The organism is Rhodococcus sp. NPDC076796, assembly GCF_040702765.1.
Lineage (GTDB): Bacteria > Actinomycetota > Actinomycetes > Mycobacteriales > Mycobacteriaceae > Rhodococcoides.
This window is the reverse complement of record NZ_JBFBMS010000009.1, coordinates 53,793-73,105: the sequence shown is the minus strand read 5'-3', so window position 1 is coordinate 73,105 and position 19,313 is coordinate 53,793. Positions and strand designations below refer to the sequence as shown.

Here is a 19,313-nt window from a genome sequence, read left to right as displayed (position 1 = left end):
GCGCTCGACCGAGATGGCCGTGGCAACACTAGTTTCCGAAATCCGGTTTGAATCCCACGAACGGCACGACCCTGCCGTCTCCTGCCTCGAACGTCTGGGGCTGGAGTCGACCGACGGCCTCGTACTCGTTACCTGCCCTCGATGTTGCTGTGAACCCAACGAATTCGTCGGCCAGCAGCGCCCTTACCTCGCCCTCGCTGAAGGTGTGGGTGCCGAAAGAGCGCCTGAATTTCACCTTCGTTCCGGTGCGCGCCCACACACCTTCGGCATGAGTGGCGCTGTTGGCCTCCTTGGTGAAGCCCACGTATGGGATCGGTCCCCGATCGGGATCGTCGTCGGGCTCGAACATCTTGCCTTCGAGATGTCCGACCACGCTCTCGCTGCTCCCATCGTTGCGCGTAAGCACGAACGAGACACTCTTGCCGGCGCACAGGGCAGTCACCTCGTCGTCGGTGAATCGGTGGCCGGCCCATGTCCGGTTGAACCTCGTCGCGGTCCCGTACTCGGTGCAGTAGTGCAGATCATCGGGTAGATCGACGAATTCGCGCTCGGTGAGCGTGCTCGATTCGGTCATGGCAACCGGGGTCCCTCTCTCTTTGCGTGTCGGATGATCCGACAGTCTGACACCATTGAACCACGAATACAGCCACCGGACCAGGAGTGGTCCGGTGGCTGTCCTCCTACTTGCGAACGGCGCGTTTCTTGTTGCCGGGCGGTGTCTTTCGATCCTCGAACTTCAACTGGAACCCGAACGTCTTACTGCCCTGATAGGTCCCTGCGGCCAGCGCACCTTTGGCTCGATACGTCTTGCCTGTCTTGCTCTTGGCATCGAATTCGATGGTCTCCCCTGCCAGTAACTTCGCGAGCTCCTGTTCGGTGAAGTCCTTACCCGGCCAATGTTCGTTGGCACCCCACCCCCTGCCCTTGAACGAAACCGGCTTCCCCTTCCACACTCCGCTGACCAGATCGGTCCGGGGAACACGCTCCTCGAACTGCGGCTTGAAGCTCACGTACGGATACTGTTTGCCGTTCTTCTCCATCACGCCCGATTCGAGCTTTCCCTTGCAGTCGAACTGTTTTCCCGCTGCACTGGTGGCAACGATCTCGATGACCTCACCGGCGAGCAGTTTCGCTACCTCGGCCTCGGTGAATCGATGGCCACCGAACACGCGTTTCGCGCGTGTCACCACTGTTCCGGCATGGCTGAATTGCAGTGCCGCGGGCAGGTCGAAGGTTTCCACCGGCTCGCGGGTTACCCCGGCGTTGCCCATCCGCTCCTTCAGCTCGCGGGGCAGCCTGCTGGCGTTGGCCTTCATCTTCTCGAGGTCGTGGCGAACCAGATCTGCCACCAAAGACAGATAGTCGGGAGCCGCGCCGGTCCCCGCCTCGATCTGAGCCATCTGTTCGAACACCTGCTCTGTGATCGTCAGATCTCCGATGTGCGTGCCGGGCAGGATCCGGTGGTTAAGCTCGCCGATCACACTGAGGGTGATCTTGCCCCGCTTCTCGACCATCAGGGCCTTGCCGTTGCGGTTGTTCGTCACCTCGGCATAGGTGCTCGTCCTGGTGGCACCGGTACCCACGCTCCGCTTCTCCAGCTGTTTCATCAGCCACCCCATCGTCGGATGCGGCGGCCGTGCGGGGAAGCCTTCGTGAACGAACGGGTTCGCGACAGTACCCAGCGCTGTCGCATCCGCGGGCTGCTCGTCTCGCTCGCCGCCGTCCTCTTCCTCGACGACAAACACGCCTTTCCATCCGAGCACTGCCGGCACGTTCAGCGAACCGACGAAGCTCGGGTACTTCTCGACATGACCACGATGTTGGTCGTACTCGTAGTCGGGAGCGAGCATCGTCAGATAGTTCTTTGCCAGGAGTTCGTAAATTTCCCTACCGAGCTCACCGTAGGTCTTCTCCACTGCATCGAGACTCGCCGGCACCGTGGGCCCCGGGCGGTTGGCACCGTGGGCACCGCCGGACTTGATGTGGCTCTTACGCGGACCGCGGTGACTGAGAGCCGCCGGATCTACGCCGACCACCCTTGCGATCTTGTCGACCAGTGGAAGCAGCTCGTTGAACTGCTCGATCGAGATGAATTTGTCCTCGGTGCGCGGGTAGGAGACAACCTGTGCCTCGTACATCTTCTGATACGTGTCCAGTACGCTCTTCGCCCCGAAACTCTTCTTGGACAACAGAGATGACAGTCCGGCGAGGTCCATCAGTTTCGGCGGCCCGGTCTTCTTTCGGGTCGTCTCGTCGTGGACCACCGCTGACGACTGCAAGCCGCCGGGGACATCGTCCTTCTTCTCGAATCGATCTACCTCTGGGTCGGAATACGTCACGCCGTTTTCGTCTCGAAAGCGGTTCTCGTAGAACGCTTTCTTGACGTATCCGTTGTGCGCATCGAGACCGTCACCCACGATCACGACCATCGCAGACTTGAGCCGCCCATTGCGCAGTACGGTGCTCGCGCCCGCAGTTTTGGTCGCGAGCCTGGTGAACTGCATCGAGAGCATGTCCCACTTCGACCGGAAGTCGGCCTTGCGGTAGTCGCCCTCCGCCTGGATCGCGGTGACCGCTCGACGTGTCCTGAAGGCCTTCTGCAGAGACGCCGGCGTCTCGTCGAGGAACTCCATCCGCTCGAGCTTCTTGTTCTCCAGGCCCAGGTATTCCACGATCTCCCAGCCCAGGAGTGAGCCTTCACCGGTTGGGTCGAGATCGGCTGCGTTGCAGACCGTCTCGCAGCCTGAAAGCACCTTGTTGAGGTCCTGCAGCAAGCTTCTCGCATCGGAATCGGTGACCAGCTTGCCGCTTGTCAGTTTGCGTCGGACCTCGCGTTCCCATCGGAAGTCGCTGGCATTCCATGGCAGATGTTCGAGCTCCCAGCTCCGGTACTTCTCAGCGAGGGACGACGGCACCATCGCTGACGGATCCTTCAGTTCGAGCAGGTGACCGCGAGCATTGACGATGACGTACTCCGTCCCGTCGAACGTGCCGCTCATCCCTCCCAACGCAGCCGCGAAGTTGCGAGCGGCCGAGGGCTTCTCAGTAAGAATTCCGACTTTTCCCATAATATCTACCCCTTACTCACCAAGGCCTTGTTTGTGCAGGTACGGGCCTCTAACGGGAAACCTTGTATTAGTTTCCGATTAAAACTGAGCATAACAGTAGGAGGCATGCCAACATCGGTTCAGAGTTGGACGTTCCTTGATCGCAGGGGCGCGTATGCGCCCCTGCTTCGTCAGACAAGAGTCCGGATCCCGAAGTCTCCGTCGTCCGGGCGAGCGTCGGATCGACGACGGTTGCGAATCAGCGCTTGTTGGGCGGCGCGATGATCAGGATGAGGGCAGTGACCGTTCCAACAGAACGGCCACGAGGGCATCTGCGGCAGCAGTCCGCGAGACGCTCTTGACGGCGGCACTCGCGGTGACGTGATGGTCGACGAAGGTTGCAGCTGTGACGAACTGACGAGCGTGGGAGGGGCCGTCGGCAGTTGTGTCGTAAATAGGTGCTGGCACACCAGTGTTCGCGGCGAACGACATCAGCCATGCCACTGGGTTGCCGGACGCTCGCGCTCGTCTGGATTCGCTCATGGCGGCGACGGCGTCAGCGACCCGGGCGGCGGCGCCCTCATCTACGTGAGGGGGGTGCGCAGGAGTGAGCGGCGTGCCGGTCGACGCGACGGCGCTCTCTACGGGTACCGCATGCGACCAGGTCGGCGCATCGTCAGGGCCGTCGATGCCGTCCAGGTACGCCTCGAGCGCGGACCACAGCGCGTCCTGCCTGGCGCGTTTTTTCGTTGCTGCCAGGGTCCAGGCACCTGAGGTGCCTGCGATCCGACCGCGAGCCGCGAACTCGGGAGCGTGCGCGGGTCCGGACTGATCGTCCTCGAGCTCGACTGCGACTCCGTCCGGGACGGACTGATTCCATCCGGAAGTGACGCTCGGTGACCAGTGCGGGTGTCTCTGCGCCACGATGCGTACGACGTCGGCGGCCACGGGGCGCCACTCGGTGTGATCCGCGGACAACAGCGCGACGACATCGACGATGGTCAGCCGCTCGGTCTTCGCCCGAGCGGTGACCTCCTCAGCGAGAGTGTCCTGGGGCGGCCGAGTGCACACAACCGCAAGCACCTTGGAAAACGCAGCGGGGTCGAGAGCTGCGAGGTCACCGGTAGCGTCCGACTCGATGCCCGCGCGAGCGACGGTCTTGTGGTGAGCGGCGGTTTTTTCCCGCCGCTGGCGTGCGCGACGATCGAGGTCGTCTCCGATGAGCGTGAGCTGCTCCGAGGTGTAGGGAGGTTTGTCGCGATCGAGATATGCGAACACCGCCCGCTGGGTGATCAGATCTGCGAGTCGACGCAGCGGCGAGGTGGCGTGCGTGTAGCAGGCGAGTCGCAGCCCGTGATGGGCTGCCACAACTCCTTCGTAGCGAGCAGGTAGCGCCGTGGCCGACAATCGTTCGCGCAGCTGCGCGGACAATCCCGGATCGCCGGCTGCGGCCATGAACTCGCGAACTACGGCGGATGCGCTGTCTTCGACAGGGTTTCGTCGGTGGGTGCGGAACAGGATCTGCACGCCCCGTCCGGCAGCCCAATACGCGATGGCCCGGTTCGCTGCAATCATGAACTCCTGGACGATGAGATACCCGACGGTGCGCTCTGCGGCCGCCACTGCCACGGGAGCACCCTCCTCGCTTGTGGCCCAGCCCCGACTCAAGTCGTAGATCGCGAGCGCTCCAGCGTCACGCCTGGCGGCGAGCATGGCGTGCGCCGCATCCTGCACCGCGATCACTGTGGTGTGCAGCGGATGCCGAGGGGCGTCGAGGGCGGCCTTCACCGACTCGTGGTCGATGGCCACGCAACGACCTGCCGGCACGGACGCTCGGGCTATGTCGACTTCTCGCCATGTCCCATCCGCTCCGCACACGGCGTTGACACACATGGTGGTGCGGTTCTCGTCGCTGGTGAGTGTCGCCGCGGCCTCCGCTGTCGGCCCAAGCATCGGGATCGTACGAGTTCTCAGGTAGCGCGTTTCGCCGCGCAAGAAGGCCTGCTCGTCCGCGCGAGAACCCATTCGTACGACATCGGCTACCGCTGCGATGTGTACCTCGATGGCCCAACCGCCACCGGGGAGCGCGACCGCAGTGACAGCGTCGTCGCGATCGCGTGATCCTGCGCCGTCGATCATCAGCAGCGGAGCTACATCAGCGGACACGGATGCCGATGCCCGGCGGGCGGGGTCCGACCCGACGGCCGGGCTGTGCGGGGTCACATCGACCTGGGCGTGCCGAGCGATGGTGCCATGCTGTCGACCGGTCATCGGCGAGATCCGTTCCTCACATCCGAGCAATCGGCCCGGGGAACCCCTTGCAGTCTGCGATGTCCACCCCACGAACCACCGCGGCGAGATGCGGTGACTCACGCAACTCCAGGGCCACCAGTTTGGTGTCCAGTGAGAACGATTCGATTTGCGAGCTGAGCCGACCGGCGACCCACATCGCTATGTTCTCGGCGCTCGGTCGAATCTGCCACTGCAGCAACGGCAGCATCGGTCCACATACCCCGGCAGGCCATTGGATCGTTCGGCCCAGTGCTTCGGTGTCTTCGTCTTCGGGCCACCACAGCATGCGATGCCCCAGCGCCTGTGCGATTTGTCTGAGCAGGTTCTCGAGGGTTTCGGGACTGCACGTTCCCTCGTCGCCCTGCGCTGAAATCGGAGTGTTGATCACAGCTGTGATCGTGAAGTCATACACCTGCGGATGCCGACGTACGCATCCACCGCGGAACTGCATTGCGGCGCTGATCGTGCGTGTCCTCGGCCCCCACTGGACGATTCCGCTCGCGGCGACACCATCTGTTTCTCTGAATGCTTCCACGCCGGTCACACAACTCACTCTAGACGGCTCATGCCTCGCGGGTCCCAGCCGACGACTGAGCCTCATCGATCACCGCCGGACAGCGCCATCTTCGCTGCAATCTCTGTCGCGACCTGCCGGCTCGGTCGCCTGGCACACGCGGCAGCGAAGCCGCCACCGAATCGTCCGAGATCCACGTTCACGACCGTCAACCACCACCGCCTCCCTTTCGAAAGGAAACCACCGTGACGATCCAGAATCAGGAAAGCGGGATTGCGCAGAAGCCCGAACAGGAGTTACCCCAGTCGAATTCGGCCGACCTCGACCGCATCGTCTCCGAGCTCACCGAACAGAGTCCGATGTGCCGGGAGATCAACCGCGGGCAGATGGTCGCGTTCATCAACGCCGACTTGATCAATCGGTGCAACCTCGACGTGCGGACCTCGATCGTGTTGTACGACGCGGACCGAGATTTCCGTTACGCCGTTGCCGAGATGCCGGACGAGACAGTGATGGCCGCTCTTCATGAGCGCGCCGGGATCGCCTATTGGTCGAAGGGTGTCTGATTGCGGTCCTGACCGGACTCGTCGTTCGGCACGAGCTTCATCGCCGACACGATCACCAGCACTACTGCGGCACCGATGCCCGCAATAGGTATCGAAACCATCAGTCCTACAACGCTTTCGCCTGTGATCGCCACCATCGAGATCGCGCCGGCAACCACCGCGGCAACTGTCCCCGCCACCAGTGGCCGGCGATCCTTGTGATCGTCGGCCACTCCTTTTTTCTGTACGGCCTCTTGGTCTTGCGTGGAGGCCTCGGACCATCCCTCTGCGAAGGCCTCGGAGGTAGCGACCAGACCTAACGCCGCGCCGATACCTACCCACAGGACCAACCCCACCACAACCAACATCTCACTCACTGCCCTTCCGATGCCAGTGGACCCCAGAACGCAAGAAAGCCCCCCGGTTTCCCGGGGGGCTTCTCTCAGGTACGAATACCTGCGGTTGTAAAGACGAGGCTACCAGCTACCCTGGATTCCTCGCAACTCCGCATGGCTCAAACGTTTTCGAGGGCGACGCCAGCATCAGCGCTCTTGAGAGCGACGCCGGGCACGCGGCCGGGAAGCGGCTCGCCCGTTTCAGCGCTGACGCCATAGAGGTTCTCGAACAAGGTGGGTGCGACCCATGCCTGTGCTTCCATCGCCATCTGCGCGTGAGTCTCCGCTTCCGCTGCCACCTCGGGGTCGGAATGCTTGCGCCGCGGCCCAACGATGTCGATGTGCATGCTCAACATCGCGAAAGTCCCCTGTTGAACGCCCGCGATGGCCGCGCCGTAGTTCGTGAGTGTCTCGGTCGCGCTCTCGGATAGGTCACGGCGGGCCTCGATCTCCCCGTCGATCTTCTCCTCGAGAGACCCGAGCTTCTTCAGGATGTCCGCCAGCAACTGCTTGACGTCGAGCCTCGTCGTGTCATCGGAACCCATGTGCCACTCCTCGTGTCTTCCCCGGAACGCGCGCCCGGATCGTATAGGTCACACAGTATGTCGAAAAAACTCGACGAATAACCGTCTGGCCCGGTAAATAATTCTCTGATTTGCGACTATACACACTGGACCTGGGGATTCGCCATGCGTCGAGGCTCCAATAATATAGGTCGAGTAGTTTTGAAAGTATTACAACTCGGCCGGGTGGCCAGGCCGGTTCGGACCAGGACGGCCCTTGGCGTCAGTGCGGCGCGTCAACTCTCGTCGCGCCTGACCTGTAATCGTGTCGAGCAGGCCGAGTGCCTTCGGATCCGCAACGTCGACCTCCGTCTCGGGCCTGTCGGTACCGGGTCGGACCACTCGCAGACGTTCGGCCAGTGAGAAATTCGCGATCAAGTTGGTGAGGAACCCCTGCTTCTCGATCTGGACCGCTTTGGCGTGTGTGGCTCTGCCTGTGGCCTCCACTCTGTCGAGCTGGTCCCCGAGCAGTGCCAGGCGCGCATCGATGCTCGCCGTTCGCGCGAGATCCCCAGTGTCACCGAGTAGTTCGACCAGTAGTTCGCCTTCTTCGTTGAGGCGAATGCCTGTTACACCTGCTGCCCGTACGACCATTGCCAGAGCTGCGGTGACCACAGCGGTGCGCGAGACCGTACCCAATTCCGTTCCGACGCCGGAGGGCTCGATGCCGGCGGCCCGCATCGAGACGCTGGCTCGCTCACGCAGCAACTCCAGTAGGGCTTCGTCGACTCTGTCGACCTTCTTCACCGACCCCGCCATTGCGGTCAAGGCCTGCGCCCGCGGTGCGCTGACGCCGATGCAGGCTCCCGCTTCCGGCCCGACCGCAAGAACCTTCGGACTGAGGGACACTTTCCGGCCCGTGAACTTGCTGACCAGCAGACCGGGCTTCGACCCCGAGAGCCGCTCCTGGCTCCGCTTGCTCAGCTCCGTCGCCAGCGCCCCGGCATGGTCACCGTCTGGACTGGTGTCCGCATCGGCAGCGCCGCTGTCGATCGCCCTTATCTGGTCGCGCAACGCGTGGAGCTCGTCGATTCCCATCAGATAGGTATCGATCGCCTTCTCTAGCTGGTCGGGATCGACGTCCTTGATCAGTTTCATCAAACGCGGTCCCCGAGAGGCGGAGACCGACTGCCACACCCGACCGTTCTCGGGTGCGCTCCACCCGCTGAAACCGGTGTCGAACAGAATGCGCTCGGCCTTGACGAACTGATCCCACAATTTCCCGGCGCGATCGAGCAGCAGCTGACGATCAGCAGAAGTCTGGGCTTCATTCATGTTCTGTCGTCTCTCTACTCACCGAAAGCCTCTTGCGTTGAGTGCTCGTGCTCGCCGTTGGCGAGGCGCTGCAGGGCCTCGCGCATGACACTGCTGCTCTCGTCCGGGATGTCGACCGACACGTCCGCTGCGAGCACGTCATCGGGCTGTTCCGAAGCAACCTCAATCGGCAGCGCGGTGTACGCGTCGTCCACTGTCTCGTCAGCGTCAGCGTCGGCGTCGGCGTTCTCGCGTGTCTCTGCAGAGCTGTGCGGCTCGTCGGCGTCCGCCGGGCGCAGATCGTCCGAACCCTTGATCAACTGCCGTCCCGCGCCGCCCTCGGAATCGTCTCCTTCTATACGACGCAGCGATTCGATTTCGGCTGCCGCAAGTTCGAGTCGCCCCTCGAGCATCGCCACCTGAGCAGCGAGGGCTTCGTTGACGGCCGCTGCCTCCTGTGTCGCAACATCGGCTCGGGCACGCTCTGTCTCGAGGTCTCGCTGAAGGGCGAGGATGCGACCCTCCTGCTCGTTGAGGCTGTCGAGCGCCAGTCGTTGTGAGCGTGAGGCTGCGGCCGCCGCTTGTTGACGATGCAGCAACTCGGCCTCGTCGAGAAAGATCTCGACTTCCACCGGGTTGAGCGATCGGTACGCCTCCTGCGCGGCCGCCAACCGATGGTTCGCGGTCGCCACCGTCGAACGCTCCTGGCTCGCGACCTGCTCGACCGGAGGCGGGGTCGACTGATCGGGTACCTCGACGTCGAGCGCTGACGTTGTGGACGGCTCAGCCGCGGTGTCCTCGTCATCGGGTGTCGCGACTGCCATCTCGTCGACGCCGTCCGGCACGCTTGCTGGGGGTGAGGCCAGCCCCAGCAAGCGATCGAGGCCGGCGGTGTGTCCGGTGTCGACCATTTTCTTGCCGGCTGCGACCAGTGAGGACACAGGTCGTTCGCTCCATCGCTGGTCGAACGACTCCATCTCTTCGGCCATCTTCTCGCTGAGTCGGCTGGTACCAACCCGTGGTCCTGGCTCGGCGAGTAGTCCGCGCACTTGCTCGTACGCGCTGCCTGCATGCTCGGTGTCGGCTCCGTCCTGCTCCGCTCGCGATCCTCCTGCCCCAGGAATGGACTCCCAGCTCACCAGCGGGTCGGCGGTTGCGTCGTTCTGGCTTTCGCTGGCGCTCATTTCCGCACCCCGTCCAGTTCGCCGTCCTCCTCGTCGGTGGCATCGGTGAGGATGCTGTCGCCGCGAGCGAGCTCGATCAACGTCGAGAACGTCGTCCTCACCATCGAGCTCATGGCATCGAGTTGTGTCTCCATGGACTTCACGGCATCGGCCATCTGGTTGATACGGCCGGTCAAGATGTTGTCAGCATCGATCTCGACGCCCGATCGGCGAGCAATCTCGTTTTCCACCGCCGCGCTCACGAAGTCATTGAAATTCGGCGTCGTTCCGGCCGCTTCGGCCTCTCGACTCGCCCAGAACTTCGCACGTTCGTAGGTCTGGAGATTCATCCTGATCGTAGGGCGAGCGACGGACACCTTCTCTTTGCCTTCGGTTGCCACTTGAGATCGCTCCACCTTCTCGTATATGTCGTCGTAGTTTTCCTACGACGCGCTATGACGTCTTACGGTACAGCACTTCACCTGCGCATAGTCGCTCGCTTGGGTCGGTCGACAATAACTTCTGGACTTCTCATTCAGGTGCGCCGGCCTCGGCTGTGTGCGCACGGCATCGTCTTCCAGTCGACCCTGGCCCTCCGGCGGAGCCGGTGGCGGATGCGCCCTCGACACAGCATCGAGAGAGGACAACCATGACCGACATGAAGGACGCCATCAGTTCCTGGACCGAGCGTCAGATCGCAGCCGGAACGCTGAGCCCCGGAGCACGGGGAATGACCCCCGAGGACGCGGCAGATCAGCACAACGGCGCGCACGCTCTCGAACCCGGCGATCCCGACTATCTCGTCGCGCCGACCGCCGGCTGAACAAAGTTCAGCAGACCTGCCTGCTCGCTCATTTCACCGCCAAGAACAGAACCCCGCGTCGGCATCCGATGCGGGGTTCTGTTTCCAGCCGGGTCCTATCGGCTGCTTTCGAGCTCTCCGATAAAGAGTTCGAGCGAATCCGGAACTACGAAGTAGACCTTGCTGCGGCTCTCGTTCGGTTGCACTGCCCCGAGCACCATTGCTGTTGTCGCGCCGGTCCTCTCGTCACTGGCCAGTGTGGACGACGGAAGCCGGTCGGGATTCGATACCGACATGTTCCCGTCTTCTTCCCGCGACGAAGTGGTCGACTCACTGCCGTAGTCCACGGAGCCGGTCGCTTTGGAAACGACGACCGGCTCGGTGCCCGAGATGTCCAGTGTCAGGTTGTAGGGCGTGCCACAGTTGGCCCCGACGGGCTTGTCGTACATGGTTTCGCACGACCAGAACATCCGAAGCGCCCCTTTGTCGTCGACGAGAAGTGTGACTGCCGGGTTTCGAGGGAAGCTCGAATCGGTGTCCGCATACTTCGCGATCTTGGGCATGCTCTGCTCGACAGGGCCGTAGCCGATCGACTCGACGTCTGCCCGAAGGTCGATGCTGCCGGTGATCGTGATCCGTTGAGGCGGGGCGACAGGCTCCTGTGTCGCCTTGTCGTACCAACCGGACCGGGTGAATGCTGCGTTACTCAGGACGGGCGCGAACCTCGGCGTCTCGGTATTGGAGCTGATGCTGGTTTCGGCCCCGTCCGAGGCCCCGTTCGGGCTCTCGTCTTCACCGCCGCTGAGCGACACCACCAGGATGACCACGACGATCACTGCGACGACTGCCGCAGCCCCGCCGAGAATCACGGACCGAGGCACGCTGGGCCGAGGGTTGTACGGCGGCTCAGGCGAGGGCGGGCCAGGGCGTGCGCCCGGCTGATCGGGTCCGTTCGGCGTCGTCATCAGTTCGTCTTTCCGTATATCCCCCGCCGCAACATGAGCGCTCGGAAGTGTTGGCCACTGCAGGTGGTGTGTCTGCTCATGTCCTATATGCGGAGTTTCTTTCTCTAGTTTCAAGCTGACTATCTCACACCAATAACGAATTCATACAGTCTGTCCTGGCCCTGGATCGTCACCCAACCTCGGGCACCATCATTTTTGTCGAGTGTCAGGCTCGTGATTTGCGCGTCGTCGGCAACACCCTCGCCCTGAAGGTGAAACCCGGCCACTGCGACACCGGTTCCGGTGTCGATCGCCACCGCGTCGAGCCGATCCGGCCCGGCAGCCGTTGCCTCACCGACCAACCCACCACTGCTGTGTGTTCCCTCGGGGTGCCACTCGACCGTCTTCTTCGCAAGGTCGACGCCGCTGTCGAACCACGAGTCGGCGAGCTGACGGTCGATGACCGCCAACACCGAAGCACCGCGCCCGGGCCGCAGTCCCTCCGTCACACCTGCACTACGCAGGTCCTCGACCTGCGTGCTGTCCAAGCAGGCCATATCGGCGAGTCCACCGACGAGGAGTTCCTGCGCGGGAGCCAGTCTCGGCGGTGCCGCTGGCCCCTTCTGATCGGTGATGGATTGTTGATCCTCACGGAGGCCGAGCCGCGGCCCTGTCTGCATGAGTACTCGCGAGGGTCGCCCGTCCCCAGGACCGGCTGGTGAAGCGATACGACGCTCCAGCGTGTTCGACCCGTCTGCGGTCAATGTGCCGGCGGCCTCGTCACCGATGCCGGGGAACCAGCATGCTCCCGTGACAGGTGTTATCGGCGATCCGGGTTTGTCGGTGGCGATCCCGAAGAAGTTCCCCGGTTCGTCTGGTGACAACCCCAGGTCTCCCAGAACGCCGTAGCGAGTGCCCGCACTGATGACCGTGTGTCCGTCCGGCCCCACCGCAACGGCCCACCCTCTGGCGATCTGAATCATCGCCGCCTGAGCTGCTGCGTAATCGGTACCGAAGGCGATCGGGTGAAGCGAGGTCGTCGGATCGACATCGGTGCTCACTTCCGTGTCGATCGACAACAATGCCCCCGCTGCACCATTCGGAACGTCGGGTGCCGCGATCGCCACTAGCTTCCCGTCGGCCAGCGTATCCATGCCTCGGATCCTGCTCGCGTTCCTCATTGGCCACGACGTGGTCACCGTCATTTCCACGATCCTGGGCGCGCCCGCGGGTTGCTCGGCGCTCGCCGACGAGTAGTCGATACCGCTGGTGGTCACAAGCGAGCATCCCGACGACGCAAGGATCGCGGTACAGACCATCGCGGCCGCCGCGATCGTGCGTGTCGATTTAGTCACCGAGAAACTCCAGTCTGCATTCGTTGCGCTTCGATCGCGGTCATCAACACTGGTCAGAGCTAGTGCAGATCGGTGATGGCGCGTAGTGTCCTTGCCGAAAGAGTATCAGTCAGAGTTTCTCGGTGTGGAAAGTGAGCAGTTCACAAAAATCCAGCAGCGAAGCCGCTGGCGAGAAAAATGCGATAGCACCGATGCACTTCGAGAGAAAGTGCACGGACAATCACGAGCTACAAACCGCGACAGGCAGAGCCTTCGCCGGAGAAGCCGTGAGCCCCCACTGACACACCAGTCGCAGGGGTCGACCATCCGAATCGAACCAGGGCCACCCTGGACACACCTCAGGAGAAAATCATGACGCAGATCAACGCCAACAACTTCGCCAAGGTCACCGGCCGCCTGACCCGTGACCCGGTCTTCTTCGACAACCAGGACGGCTCGAAGACCGTCAAGATCACGCTCGCGTACTCCGAAGAGTTCGTGCGCAAGAGCGAGGACGAGGCCAAGCCGCGCTACGTCGACCTGACCGGGTTCATCCCCCAGGGCAAGGGCGAGGGCGTCTACAGCTACGTCACGCGCGGATCCAAGGTGGGCATCTTCTACGAGCCCTACACGCAGTCCTTCACCCGTGGTGGCAAGCCCGTCTACGAGGCGACCAACGAGATCAAGAACGTGGTGCTCGAGGAGAGCAAGGCCGAGACCGCAGCGCGGCGCAAGCGCAACGCCGAGACCGAGGGTGGCACCGATGCTGCCGCGGCAGCAACCGGTCCCGTCGAGCAGGCCTCCGCTGAGAACGCCGACGGGCCCTTCGCCTGACAACGATCTCGATACCTCAGAGCCGGACACCCTGAACGGGTGTCCGGCTCTGAGATTTCATCGTGGAGGACGAAAGTGGCCGCCCTGTGCGGGGGGCTCAGGGCGGCCACTTTCGAGGGCTTGCGCCACTCGACCGACTTCCCCCGGGGGGACGGGTGAGCCGGTCTGTTCGCCATCATAATCGACGCCCCCGACACGCAAGCGCTGCAAACCAAACCATTCGAGAAGAAAGCGGAAATTCCCTGGTGATGAATCCGACCACATTGACACTGATGCTTGCGCTCGTCGTGGTGGGTGTTCTCGGTGGCTGGCTTCTCCTCGGCCTGCTGCTACGCAACCGGCGAGAGAGTGCCGTGGAAACCCTTGTGCTCGAGCACGATCAGAAGTACGAGCCTGGCGTCGCTGAGCATCTGTTGCTCGAAGAAATTCGACGGTTGAGGGCTACGAGCCGTGAACGCCAGATTCTGGTCGGTTGCTGCGCGGTACTCATTCTGCTCACGGTGGTCGTCTGCTACACCGTCATTGATCTCACCATTGTGTTGGGCGGACTCTGACACTCACCGCCCTGAAGACAGTCGACTGAGCCGATTGTTGCCCAGCTCGTCTCATCTCTGGTGGGACGAGCTGGGCGTTTCTGTTCCGACAGAACGAGATCAGTTCACCGTCGGCGACGCAGCGGCAGAGCCGCTGACAGGACGCACAGGAGCACGAAGCAACGCACGTGCCAGGACCCGTCCCTGACGAAAGTGAGCGCCCCCATGTCCGACTATCGGATCTACTCGATTCCCCCGCAACATGCCGGCCGGCGGCGTGTACTGACCTCGGGATGTAGACACGCCACCAGTGAAGCCCAGGCTGCCGCCGGCGCACAAGCACTGATCGCTGCTCGGATCCTGCTCGACGATGACACCGTCTCCGACTCCCAACCGCTACTGCTCGATCACGGCGGTGCCGGTGGAGCGGATACCGCCGTGTGGAAGGCAGCCGGCGACGCTACGCCGGGGTGGGAGACCGTCTGCCACCCTGCCCAGTGGGGCACCCACATCTTCACCATGCCGAACTTCGCTGCCGATGATCCGGAGCAGCGCGTCAGCTTGTGTCCACCTCGGCACGTCGGCACCGACGTGTGCGTTATGGCTGGACATCGCCGCAACGCGGCAATGATCGCTCTCGCACCCAAACTGCTATTGGCAATGCCGACCGTGTCCAGGAATCAAGCCCCGCAGCTCGGCCGGTCGAAAGGCACCTGGGATTGCGTCGACTCAGCGGTCCGCGCGGGGATCCCCACCCTCATCGTGTGGAGCCCGGACGGCGGCCAGAGAACACCGTTCCGGCTCTTCTGGTCCGACGACACAACAGCGCGGATGGTCACCACCCACTGGTCGTTGCGCTTTCTTCATGCACGCGAGAGCGCCGGTTCAACAGCCAACTCTCGGCTGGCTGCCCACTCCATCAGCCTCGCGGACGCCGCCGTCGAAGTCCCGTTCTGACCTGCTAGCCCTCCTCCCCCGCATGTACCCCGGCCCTGCTCCCGATGAGCTCAGGGCCTGACTTCGCATGCGCGCCTACTTCACTCTTGGAAGGCCCACCATGACCAGCACGCACGTCCACCACCCCACTTTCGCCGAGAAGTTGCGAGACTACAGTTGCCCGCTCGTCGATCTAGTCGTCGACCTCAGCCTCGGCCACGTCGACCTCCCCGAAGTCCTCGACTGTCCGGTCCGCCGATGGGCGTGGTTCGCAGACATGCTCGACCATCCCCTCTGGGGAGTCGCTACCGAGGTGCCCGCACTCGCAGCTCTCTGCAACGAAGCCGCTCGCCTCTGCCGATGGACAGCCACCGGTGGTAATGCCGACGCGCTTGCGCACCAATGGCGTTCGCTCGTGTGGTCCCTCGCGATCGCCCACCGCTTCCAACGCAGTCTCGATGAGACCGAAACACTGACGTTGATCTCCGATCTTGCCGTCGACGGTGCCGACCACTGCGCCGGAAGGGAAATGTCCGGCTTCGAGGCGCTTCTCGGGTACATCGCTACTCTGAGAGCCGTGCATGGCCCCGCTGCCCGACAGGTCTTGATTCGATCCACCGAATGGGAAGCGGTCGCATCCTCAGACCAGGCCGATACCGCAACCGGCTGACCGTTCCCACTCTGTACGACGCCACTGCGCACAGAAAGGTCCTCCGAATGCCCATCAACCTGCCACGTGCCTCGCTCACGGTGACAAATCGACCCATCGAGTTCCTGTCGCACTATCTCGACCACCTGGACACGAACCCTCCCTATCAGCGCGGTACGGTCTGGGGTCTCGAACGTAAACGCGCACTGTGGTTTTCGCTTCTGTCGGGGATCCCGATCCCTGCACTGGTCGTCAACGACCGGCTTTCCGCGGAGTTCCCGGACACAGGAGGAGAGTCCTGTGCGTGGTTCGCGATCGTAGATGGCAAGCAGCGCATCAGCGCAATCACCGGTTTTCTTCTCGGGGGGTTCTCACTCGACGGAGCATGGTTCACCCATGCCGATTCGGGCCGTCCGATAGAAGGATGGGTCTTCCACTCCGACCTGGACCTTGCGACGCAGCGCCGCCTCAAACACCTCACCATCGGAGTCTGCGAGGGTCGCATGGCTTCGATGGACGCCGAGCGGGAACTGTTCGAGCTCGTGAACTTCGGCGGCCTCGCTCAGGGGGATGTCGATCCGGACCTCATCATCGACGACGGATCAACCACGACAAACGAAAGGAATTCATGAAGGTATACACCGACGGCTGGGTTCAGTTGCACGACCACGAGGCAGCCGACATCGACAGATTTTGGCTGGACGGATTCCCTGTCGCAGTCACACCCGAGGAGGCGTATAGCAAAGGACGGGGTCCCGACAAACGGGTCAGTCCGATCTACGACTACGACGACGGCGGCATCGGGAAAGTGCAGTGGGTCAACGCCACACACGACCGCGCGGCCTATCTCAAGGCCGACGGTAGTTGGAAGACGGGCGGGAGATTTCATCTGTGGATCTCGGCCGGTGCCGGGACTCTCCCGTACGAGTTCCCACTGAGCAGCACTGTACGAATCGAGGCCGGTGATCCATCGGATTGGCAAGGCCGCAAGAACGAGGCCATTGCCGCGGCAGAACTCGCGCTCGGCCTGCGTCCGCTGATCGAGTAGTCGGACCTTCGGCCAGGCCGAGCCGAAGACCCTGTTCCGCTTCCTTTACCGGAAGTGGAACAGGGTCTTTTTCGTGGATGTACGCGGTGCCGTACTTGTCGTTGCAGGACCAGACACATCAGCGGCACAGCCGCCGCCAGAGGCGATCTCGACAGCACTACGGCATCACATAGTCGGCAGCTGCTTCGTTCCCTGCGCCAGCCGCCCCTTCACCACGAACGGATCCGTCATGACACACAGCTCACGTACAACCGCGCCTTCTCTACGCCGCGACCTCGTCGCCATCAACCTCGCCTTGATCGTCGCGGCTCTCGTCTTCGGCGTCGGCCACATACCTGGCGTGGTTAACTCAGCGACCCTGATCGCGGTCGGATCGAGCCTGTGGGCTGCATTCAAACTGGTCTCCCTCATCCGCCGGCTACTGAACCCCATCGCAACCCCGGCCGAGGCGGAACCGATCGACATCATCCGCACGTCCACGCCGCATAGGATCCCAGCCATCCGGTTGGTCACTCACAGCATTTGAAGTGGCATCGGGTATGAAAGGGTATTCGGGTGCGTGTCAGCAAGAACGATGAGATCGCCGAACTACCCGCCACCACAGCCCGCACCTTGGCACGCTGGTACCGCGTCCCCCACGTCACCGGGGTCGCTGCCGAGGTCTTAGGTATCACCGACGCAGAAGCCATGTCCGCCCTCCGCGCCCTGGCCGTTGCCGGCTACCTTGAACGATCCGGCGCGACCACCGACGGACAGGACTTCTGGGTCACTACAACTCAAGGCAACGCCCTGGCGCAGGCTTCTTTCTCCCGACCAATCACCCGCGCGACAGCGGATAAATATGTGCACGAAATCGTGGACCGCGCGGGCCAATACAACGCCGACCCGAGCAAGCTGCTAACTGTGAATCGGCTTTACGTATTCGGTAGCTATCTTGACCCGGGTCGCACCCACGTCGGTGACGTGGACGTCGCCATCGACATGCTTCGCCGCAACGATGACGACTGGATTTCACAGGTACGCGAGTACGCTATTCGGAGCGAAAAATCCTTCACGAGCTTCTACGCGGAACTACAGTGGCCGACAACGGAGCTGGTCCGCCACCTCCGCGCAAGACGCCCAGCGATCAGTATCACGAACGACGAGATGGGGTCACTCATCACAGAGTTTCGCTTAATTTATGACGTGGCTGCCGATCCGACAGCCATTCAGCCGTCACCGAGCGCAGGCAAACACGTCTAGTGAGTCGGCAGCCGCCTACGCTTCGGCCTAAATTAACCACCACAGATATTCGCTGCGCCACAGATATTCAGTGCGCACGGAGTCTCGAACTCGGAGATCGCACGCAGGTGCGGTGTCTCACGTCCGTTACCGATCTCACCACCAAGATTCGTGCCTTCATCAATGGCTGGAATGCCCGCGCAATGCCATTCGTGTGGACCAAAACGCCAGAGCAAATCCTCAAGAAGGCGACCCGTAAAACGACTTCAAACACGAACCCCTAGCTTCAACACCTCGAGCGGTCGATAGGACATAAGCATGAATCCATCAGTTTTCGCCTCCAACGAGCATCACGGCATCGAAGCCCGAGCACGGGTGCTCGACATCCTCGCCGAGCTCAACACTGCGTGGCATTCCTTCGACACATTCGAGGTCGCGCGAACGTACAACCGGAAGGACTATCGAAACGCCACGACATTCATAGACCCCAACGCGGCAGGCTACGGCGACATGAAGACGCGGATCACCGTCGTCCTCGAGATCGACGAGAGCGAGAACCCGGCACTGTCGACCCTGGTCGAGGAGCTGACCGAAGCGCAACTCGCAGAAGCACGGGTGGCGGCTCTGAAGGAACTGGAGGCGTCCCAGGCGGCTGCGGCCGCGGCACAAGTCCGACTCGACCAGCTCGATGGTGCGCAGCGTCGACCGACTCCGAGCCCGTAACTGCGTGCGACCACAAACCTGAGTAGTACAGCTAGGGCCCTGTCGGGCACGAGCTTTGCTCGCAACACGCGGATGGGCGCACAGCGCCCACCGGAAAAGCAGTGAGTGGAATGGTCAGCGTGAAACAAGCAGTCACGCAAACCAATTCCGCCACCAAGAACCGGACGGCCTGAGCGCCGTCATGCGAAGAGGGTGCGTTCAGGCACCGCGTGCAAGCGCGACCTGACACGCGCCCTCCTACTCCGCAGCGCACCCTCCCTCGCTACCGGGGGTGCGCTGCGGATGAACTTCACCCCGGACCTCGTCGATCCGGAATCGGGACCGCAACGCGTGCTACACCGCGTTGCGGTCCCTCCTTTTTTCTCGCGAGCAGCCCTGATGGCATCTTGATCAGTCGAGCAATACGGGCAGCGAAGCAGCCCTGCGGCGACAGATATGACCCGAACACACCCTCGATTCGGCTCGCACCTCGTCGTCGAGCGGTTTGGGACCGCCGCGCCGCAACACCACCCAGGA

At 62.6% G+C, this 19,313-nt stretch carries 22 protein-coding genes; 11 read left to right on the top strand and 11 right to left on the bottom strand.

Translation table 11 applies throughout. The annotated features are described in order from the left end of the window. Positions 1–28: 28 nt before the first annotated feature. From AB0366_RS22170 to AB0366_RS22155, 4 genes are all read right to left on the bottom strand, one after another. Positions 29–574, bottom strand: a complete 546-nt coding sequence (locus AB0366_RS22170; RefSeq protein WP_366238665.1) for a hypothetical protein — start codon at positions 572–574, stop codon at positions 29–31. Between the two features lie 106 nt (positions 575–680). Further along, on the bottom strand, positions 681–3,068 hold the full coding sequence (locus tag AB0366_RS22165; RefSeq protein WP_366245837.1) for a DNA topoisomerase: 2,388 nt from the start codon (positions 3,066–3,068) through the stop codon (positions 681–683). Positions 3,069–3,332: 264 nt separating this feature from the next. Then, positions 3,333–5,318, bottom strand: a complete 1,986-nt coding sequence (locus AB0366_RS22160; RefSeq protein ID WP_366245836.1) for an RNB domain-containing ribonuclease — start codon at positions 5,316–5,318, stop codon at positions 3,333–3,335. Positions 5,319–5,334: 16 nt separating this feature from the next. Next, positions 5,335–5,790 (bottom strand): 6-carboxytetrahydropterin synthase, encoded by a 456-nt coding sequence (locus AB0366_RS22155; protein WP_032373214.1) that lies wholly within the window; start codon positions 5,788–5,790, stop codon positions 5,335–5,337. Positions 5,791–6,098: 308 nt separating this feature from the next. Here AB0366_RS22155 and AB0366_RS22150 point away from each other — a divergent pair, with 308 nt between their 5' ends. After that, complete coding sequence (locus tag AB0366_RS22150) at positions 6,099–6,419, top strand: hypothetical protein (RefSeq protein WP_366245835.1); 321 nt, start codon at positions 6,099–6,101, stop codon at positions 6,417–6,419. On the opposite strand, the gene AB0366_RS22145 is transcribed toward AB0366_RS22150, so the two are convergent. The 5 genes from AB0366_RS22145 to AB0366_RS22125 all read right to left on the bottom strand — a co-directional run bounded on the left by AB0366_RS22145 (position 6,398) and on the right by AB0366_RS22125 (position 10,174). Then, positions 6,398–6,775, bottom strand: coding sequence for a hypothetical protein (locus tag AB0366_RS22145; protein ID WP_366245834.1), 378 nt, complete (start codon positions 6,773–6,775; stop codon positions 6,398–6,400). The genes AB0366_RS22150 and AB0366_RS22145 overlap by 22 nt on opposite strands. 137 nt (positions 6,776–6,912) lie before the next feature. Further along, complete coding sequence (locus AB0366_RS22140; protein WP_032399751.1) at positions 6,913–7,338, bottom strand: hypothetical protein; 426 nt, start codon at positions 7,336–7,338, stop codon at positions 6,913–6,915. A gap of 189 nt (positions 7,339–7,527) precedes the next feature. Beyond that, the gene (locus AB0366_RS22135) at positions 7,528–8,631 is read right to left on the bottom strand and encodes a hypothetical protein (RefSeq protein ID WP_366245833.1); all 1,104 of its coding nucleotides are present in this window, start codon (positions 8,629–8,631) and stop codon (positions 7,528–7,530) included. Between the two features lie 14 nt (positions 8,632–8,645). Beyond that, complete coding sequence (locus tag AB0366_RS22130; protein ID WP_366245832.1) at positions 8,646–9,794, bottom strand: hypothetical protein; 1,149 nt, start codon at positions 9,792–9,794, stop codon at positions 8,646–8,648. After that, positions 9,791–10,174, bottom strand: coding sequence for a hypothetical protein (locus AB0366_RS22125; protein ID WP_032373219.1), 384 nt, complete (start codon positions 10,172–10,174; stop codon positions 9,791–9,793). The genes AB0366_RS22130 and AB0366_RS22125 overlap by 4 nt, the downstream gene beginning before the upstream one ends. Positions 10,175–10,422: 248 nt before the next feature. On the opposite strand from AB0366_RS22125, the gene AB0366_RS22120 reads away from it, so the two are divergent. After that, entirely contained in the window at positions 10,423–10,596 is a 174-nt protein-coding gene (locus AB0366_RS22120) for a hypothetical protein (RefSeq protein ID WP_155288619.1), read from the top strand. Between the two features lie 95 nt (positions 10,597–10,691). Here AB0366_RS22120 and AB0366_RS22115 read toward each other — a convergent pair whose 3' ends face one another. Both AB0366_RS22115 and AB0366_RS22110 read right to left on the bottom strand, forming a co-directional pair. After that, positions 10,692–11,540: a hypothetical protein gene (locus AB0366_RS22115; RefSeq protein WP_366245831.1), complete on the bottom strand. Its 849-nt coding sequence runs from the start codon at positions 11,538–11,540 to the stop codon at positions 10,692–10,694. A 119-nt stretch (positions 11,541–11,659) separates the two neighbouring features. Continuing rightward, complete coding sequence (locus AB0366_RS22110) at positions 11,660–12,874, bottom strand: hypothetical protein (RefSeq protein WP_366245830.1); 1,215 nt, start codon at positions 12,872–12,874, stop codon at positions 11,660–11,662. A gap of 351 nt (positions 12,875–13,225) precedes the next feature. Here AB0366_RS22110 and AB0366_RS22105 point away from each other — a divergent pair, with 351 nt between their 5' ends. The 9 genes from AB0366_RS22105 (at position 13,226) to AB0366_RS22065 (ending at position 18,797) form a co-directional block, all read left to right on the top strand. Beyond that, the gene (locus AB0366_RS22105; RefSeq protein ID WP_032373222.1) at positions 13,226–13,687 is read left to right on the top strand and encodes a single-stranded DNA-binding protein; all 462 of its coding nucleotides are present in this window, start codon (positions 13,226–13,228) and stop codon (positions 13,685–13,687) included. 248 nt (positions 13,688–13,935) lie between these two features. Continuing rightward, entirely contained in the window at positions 13,936–14,241 is a 306-nt protein-coding gene (locus AB0366_RS22100; RefSeq protein ID WP_209912198.1) for a hypothetical protein, read from the top strand. 204 nt (positions 14,242–14,445) lie between these two features. Continuing rightward, positions 14,446–15,177 carry a hypothetical protein gene (locus AB0366_RS22095; protein WP_366245829.1) on the top strand — a complete coding sequence of 244 codons (732 nt, stop codon included), beginning with the start codon at positions 14,446–14,448 and terminating at the stop codon, positions 15,175–15,177. Between the two features lie 100 nt (positions 15,178–15,277). Further along, entirely contained in the window at positions 15,278–15,826 is a 549-nt protein-coding gene (locus AB0366_RS22090) for a hypothetical protein (protein WP_366245827.1), read from the top strand. 47 nt (positions 15,827–15,873) lie between these two features. Continuing rightward, positions 15,874–16,437, top strand: a complete 564-nt coding sequence (locus AB0366_RS22085) for a DUF262 domain-containing protein (RefSeq protein WP_366245825.1) — start codon at positions 15,874–15,876, stop codon at positions 16,435–16,437. Further along, on the top strand, positions 16,434–16,853 hold the full coding sequence (locus tag AB0366_RS22080; RefSeq protein WP_366245823.1) for a hypothetical protein: 420 nt from the start codon (positions 16,434–16,436) through the stop codon (positions 16,851–16,853). Before AB0366_RS22085 ends, AB0366_RS22080 begins: the two co-directional genes overlap by 4 nt. A 229-nt stretch (positions 16,854–17,082) precedes the next feature. Continuing rightward, positions 17,083–17,379 (top strand): hypothetical protein, encoded by a 297-nt coding sequence (locus tag AB0366_RS22075; protein WP_366245822.1) that lies wholly within the window; start codon positions 17,083–17,085, stop codon positions 17,377–17,379. Positions 17,380–17,408: 29 nt separating this feature from the next. After that, positions 17,409–18,095, top strand: a complete 687-nt coding sequence (locus tag AB0366_RS22070; protein WP_366245820.1) for a hypothetical protein — start codon at positions 17,409–17,411, stop codon at positions 18,093–18,095. A gap of 297 nt (positions 18,096–18,392) precedes the next feature. Next, positions 18,393–18,797: a hypothetical protein gene (locus tag AB0366_RS22065; RefSeq protein ID WP_366245819.1), complete on the top strand. Its 405-nt coding sequence runs from the start codon at positions 18,393–18,395 to the stop codon at positions 18,795–18,797. Positions 18,798–19,313 lie beyond the last annotated feature (516 nt).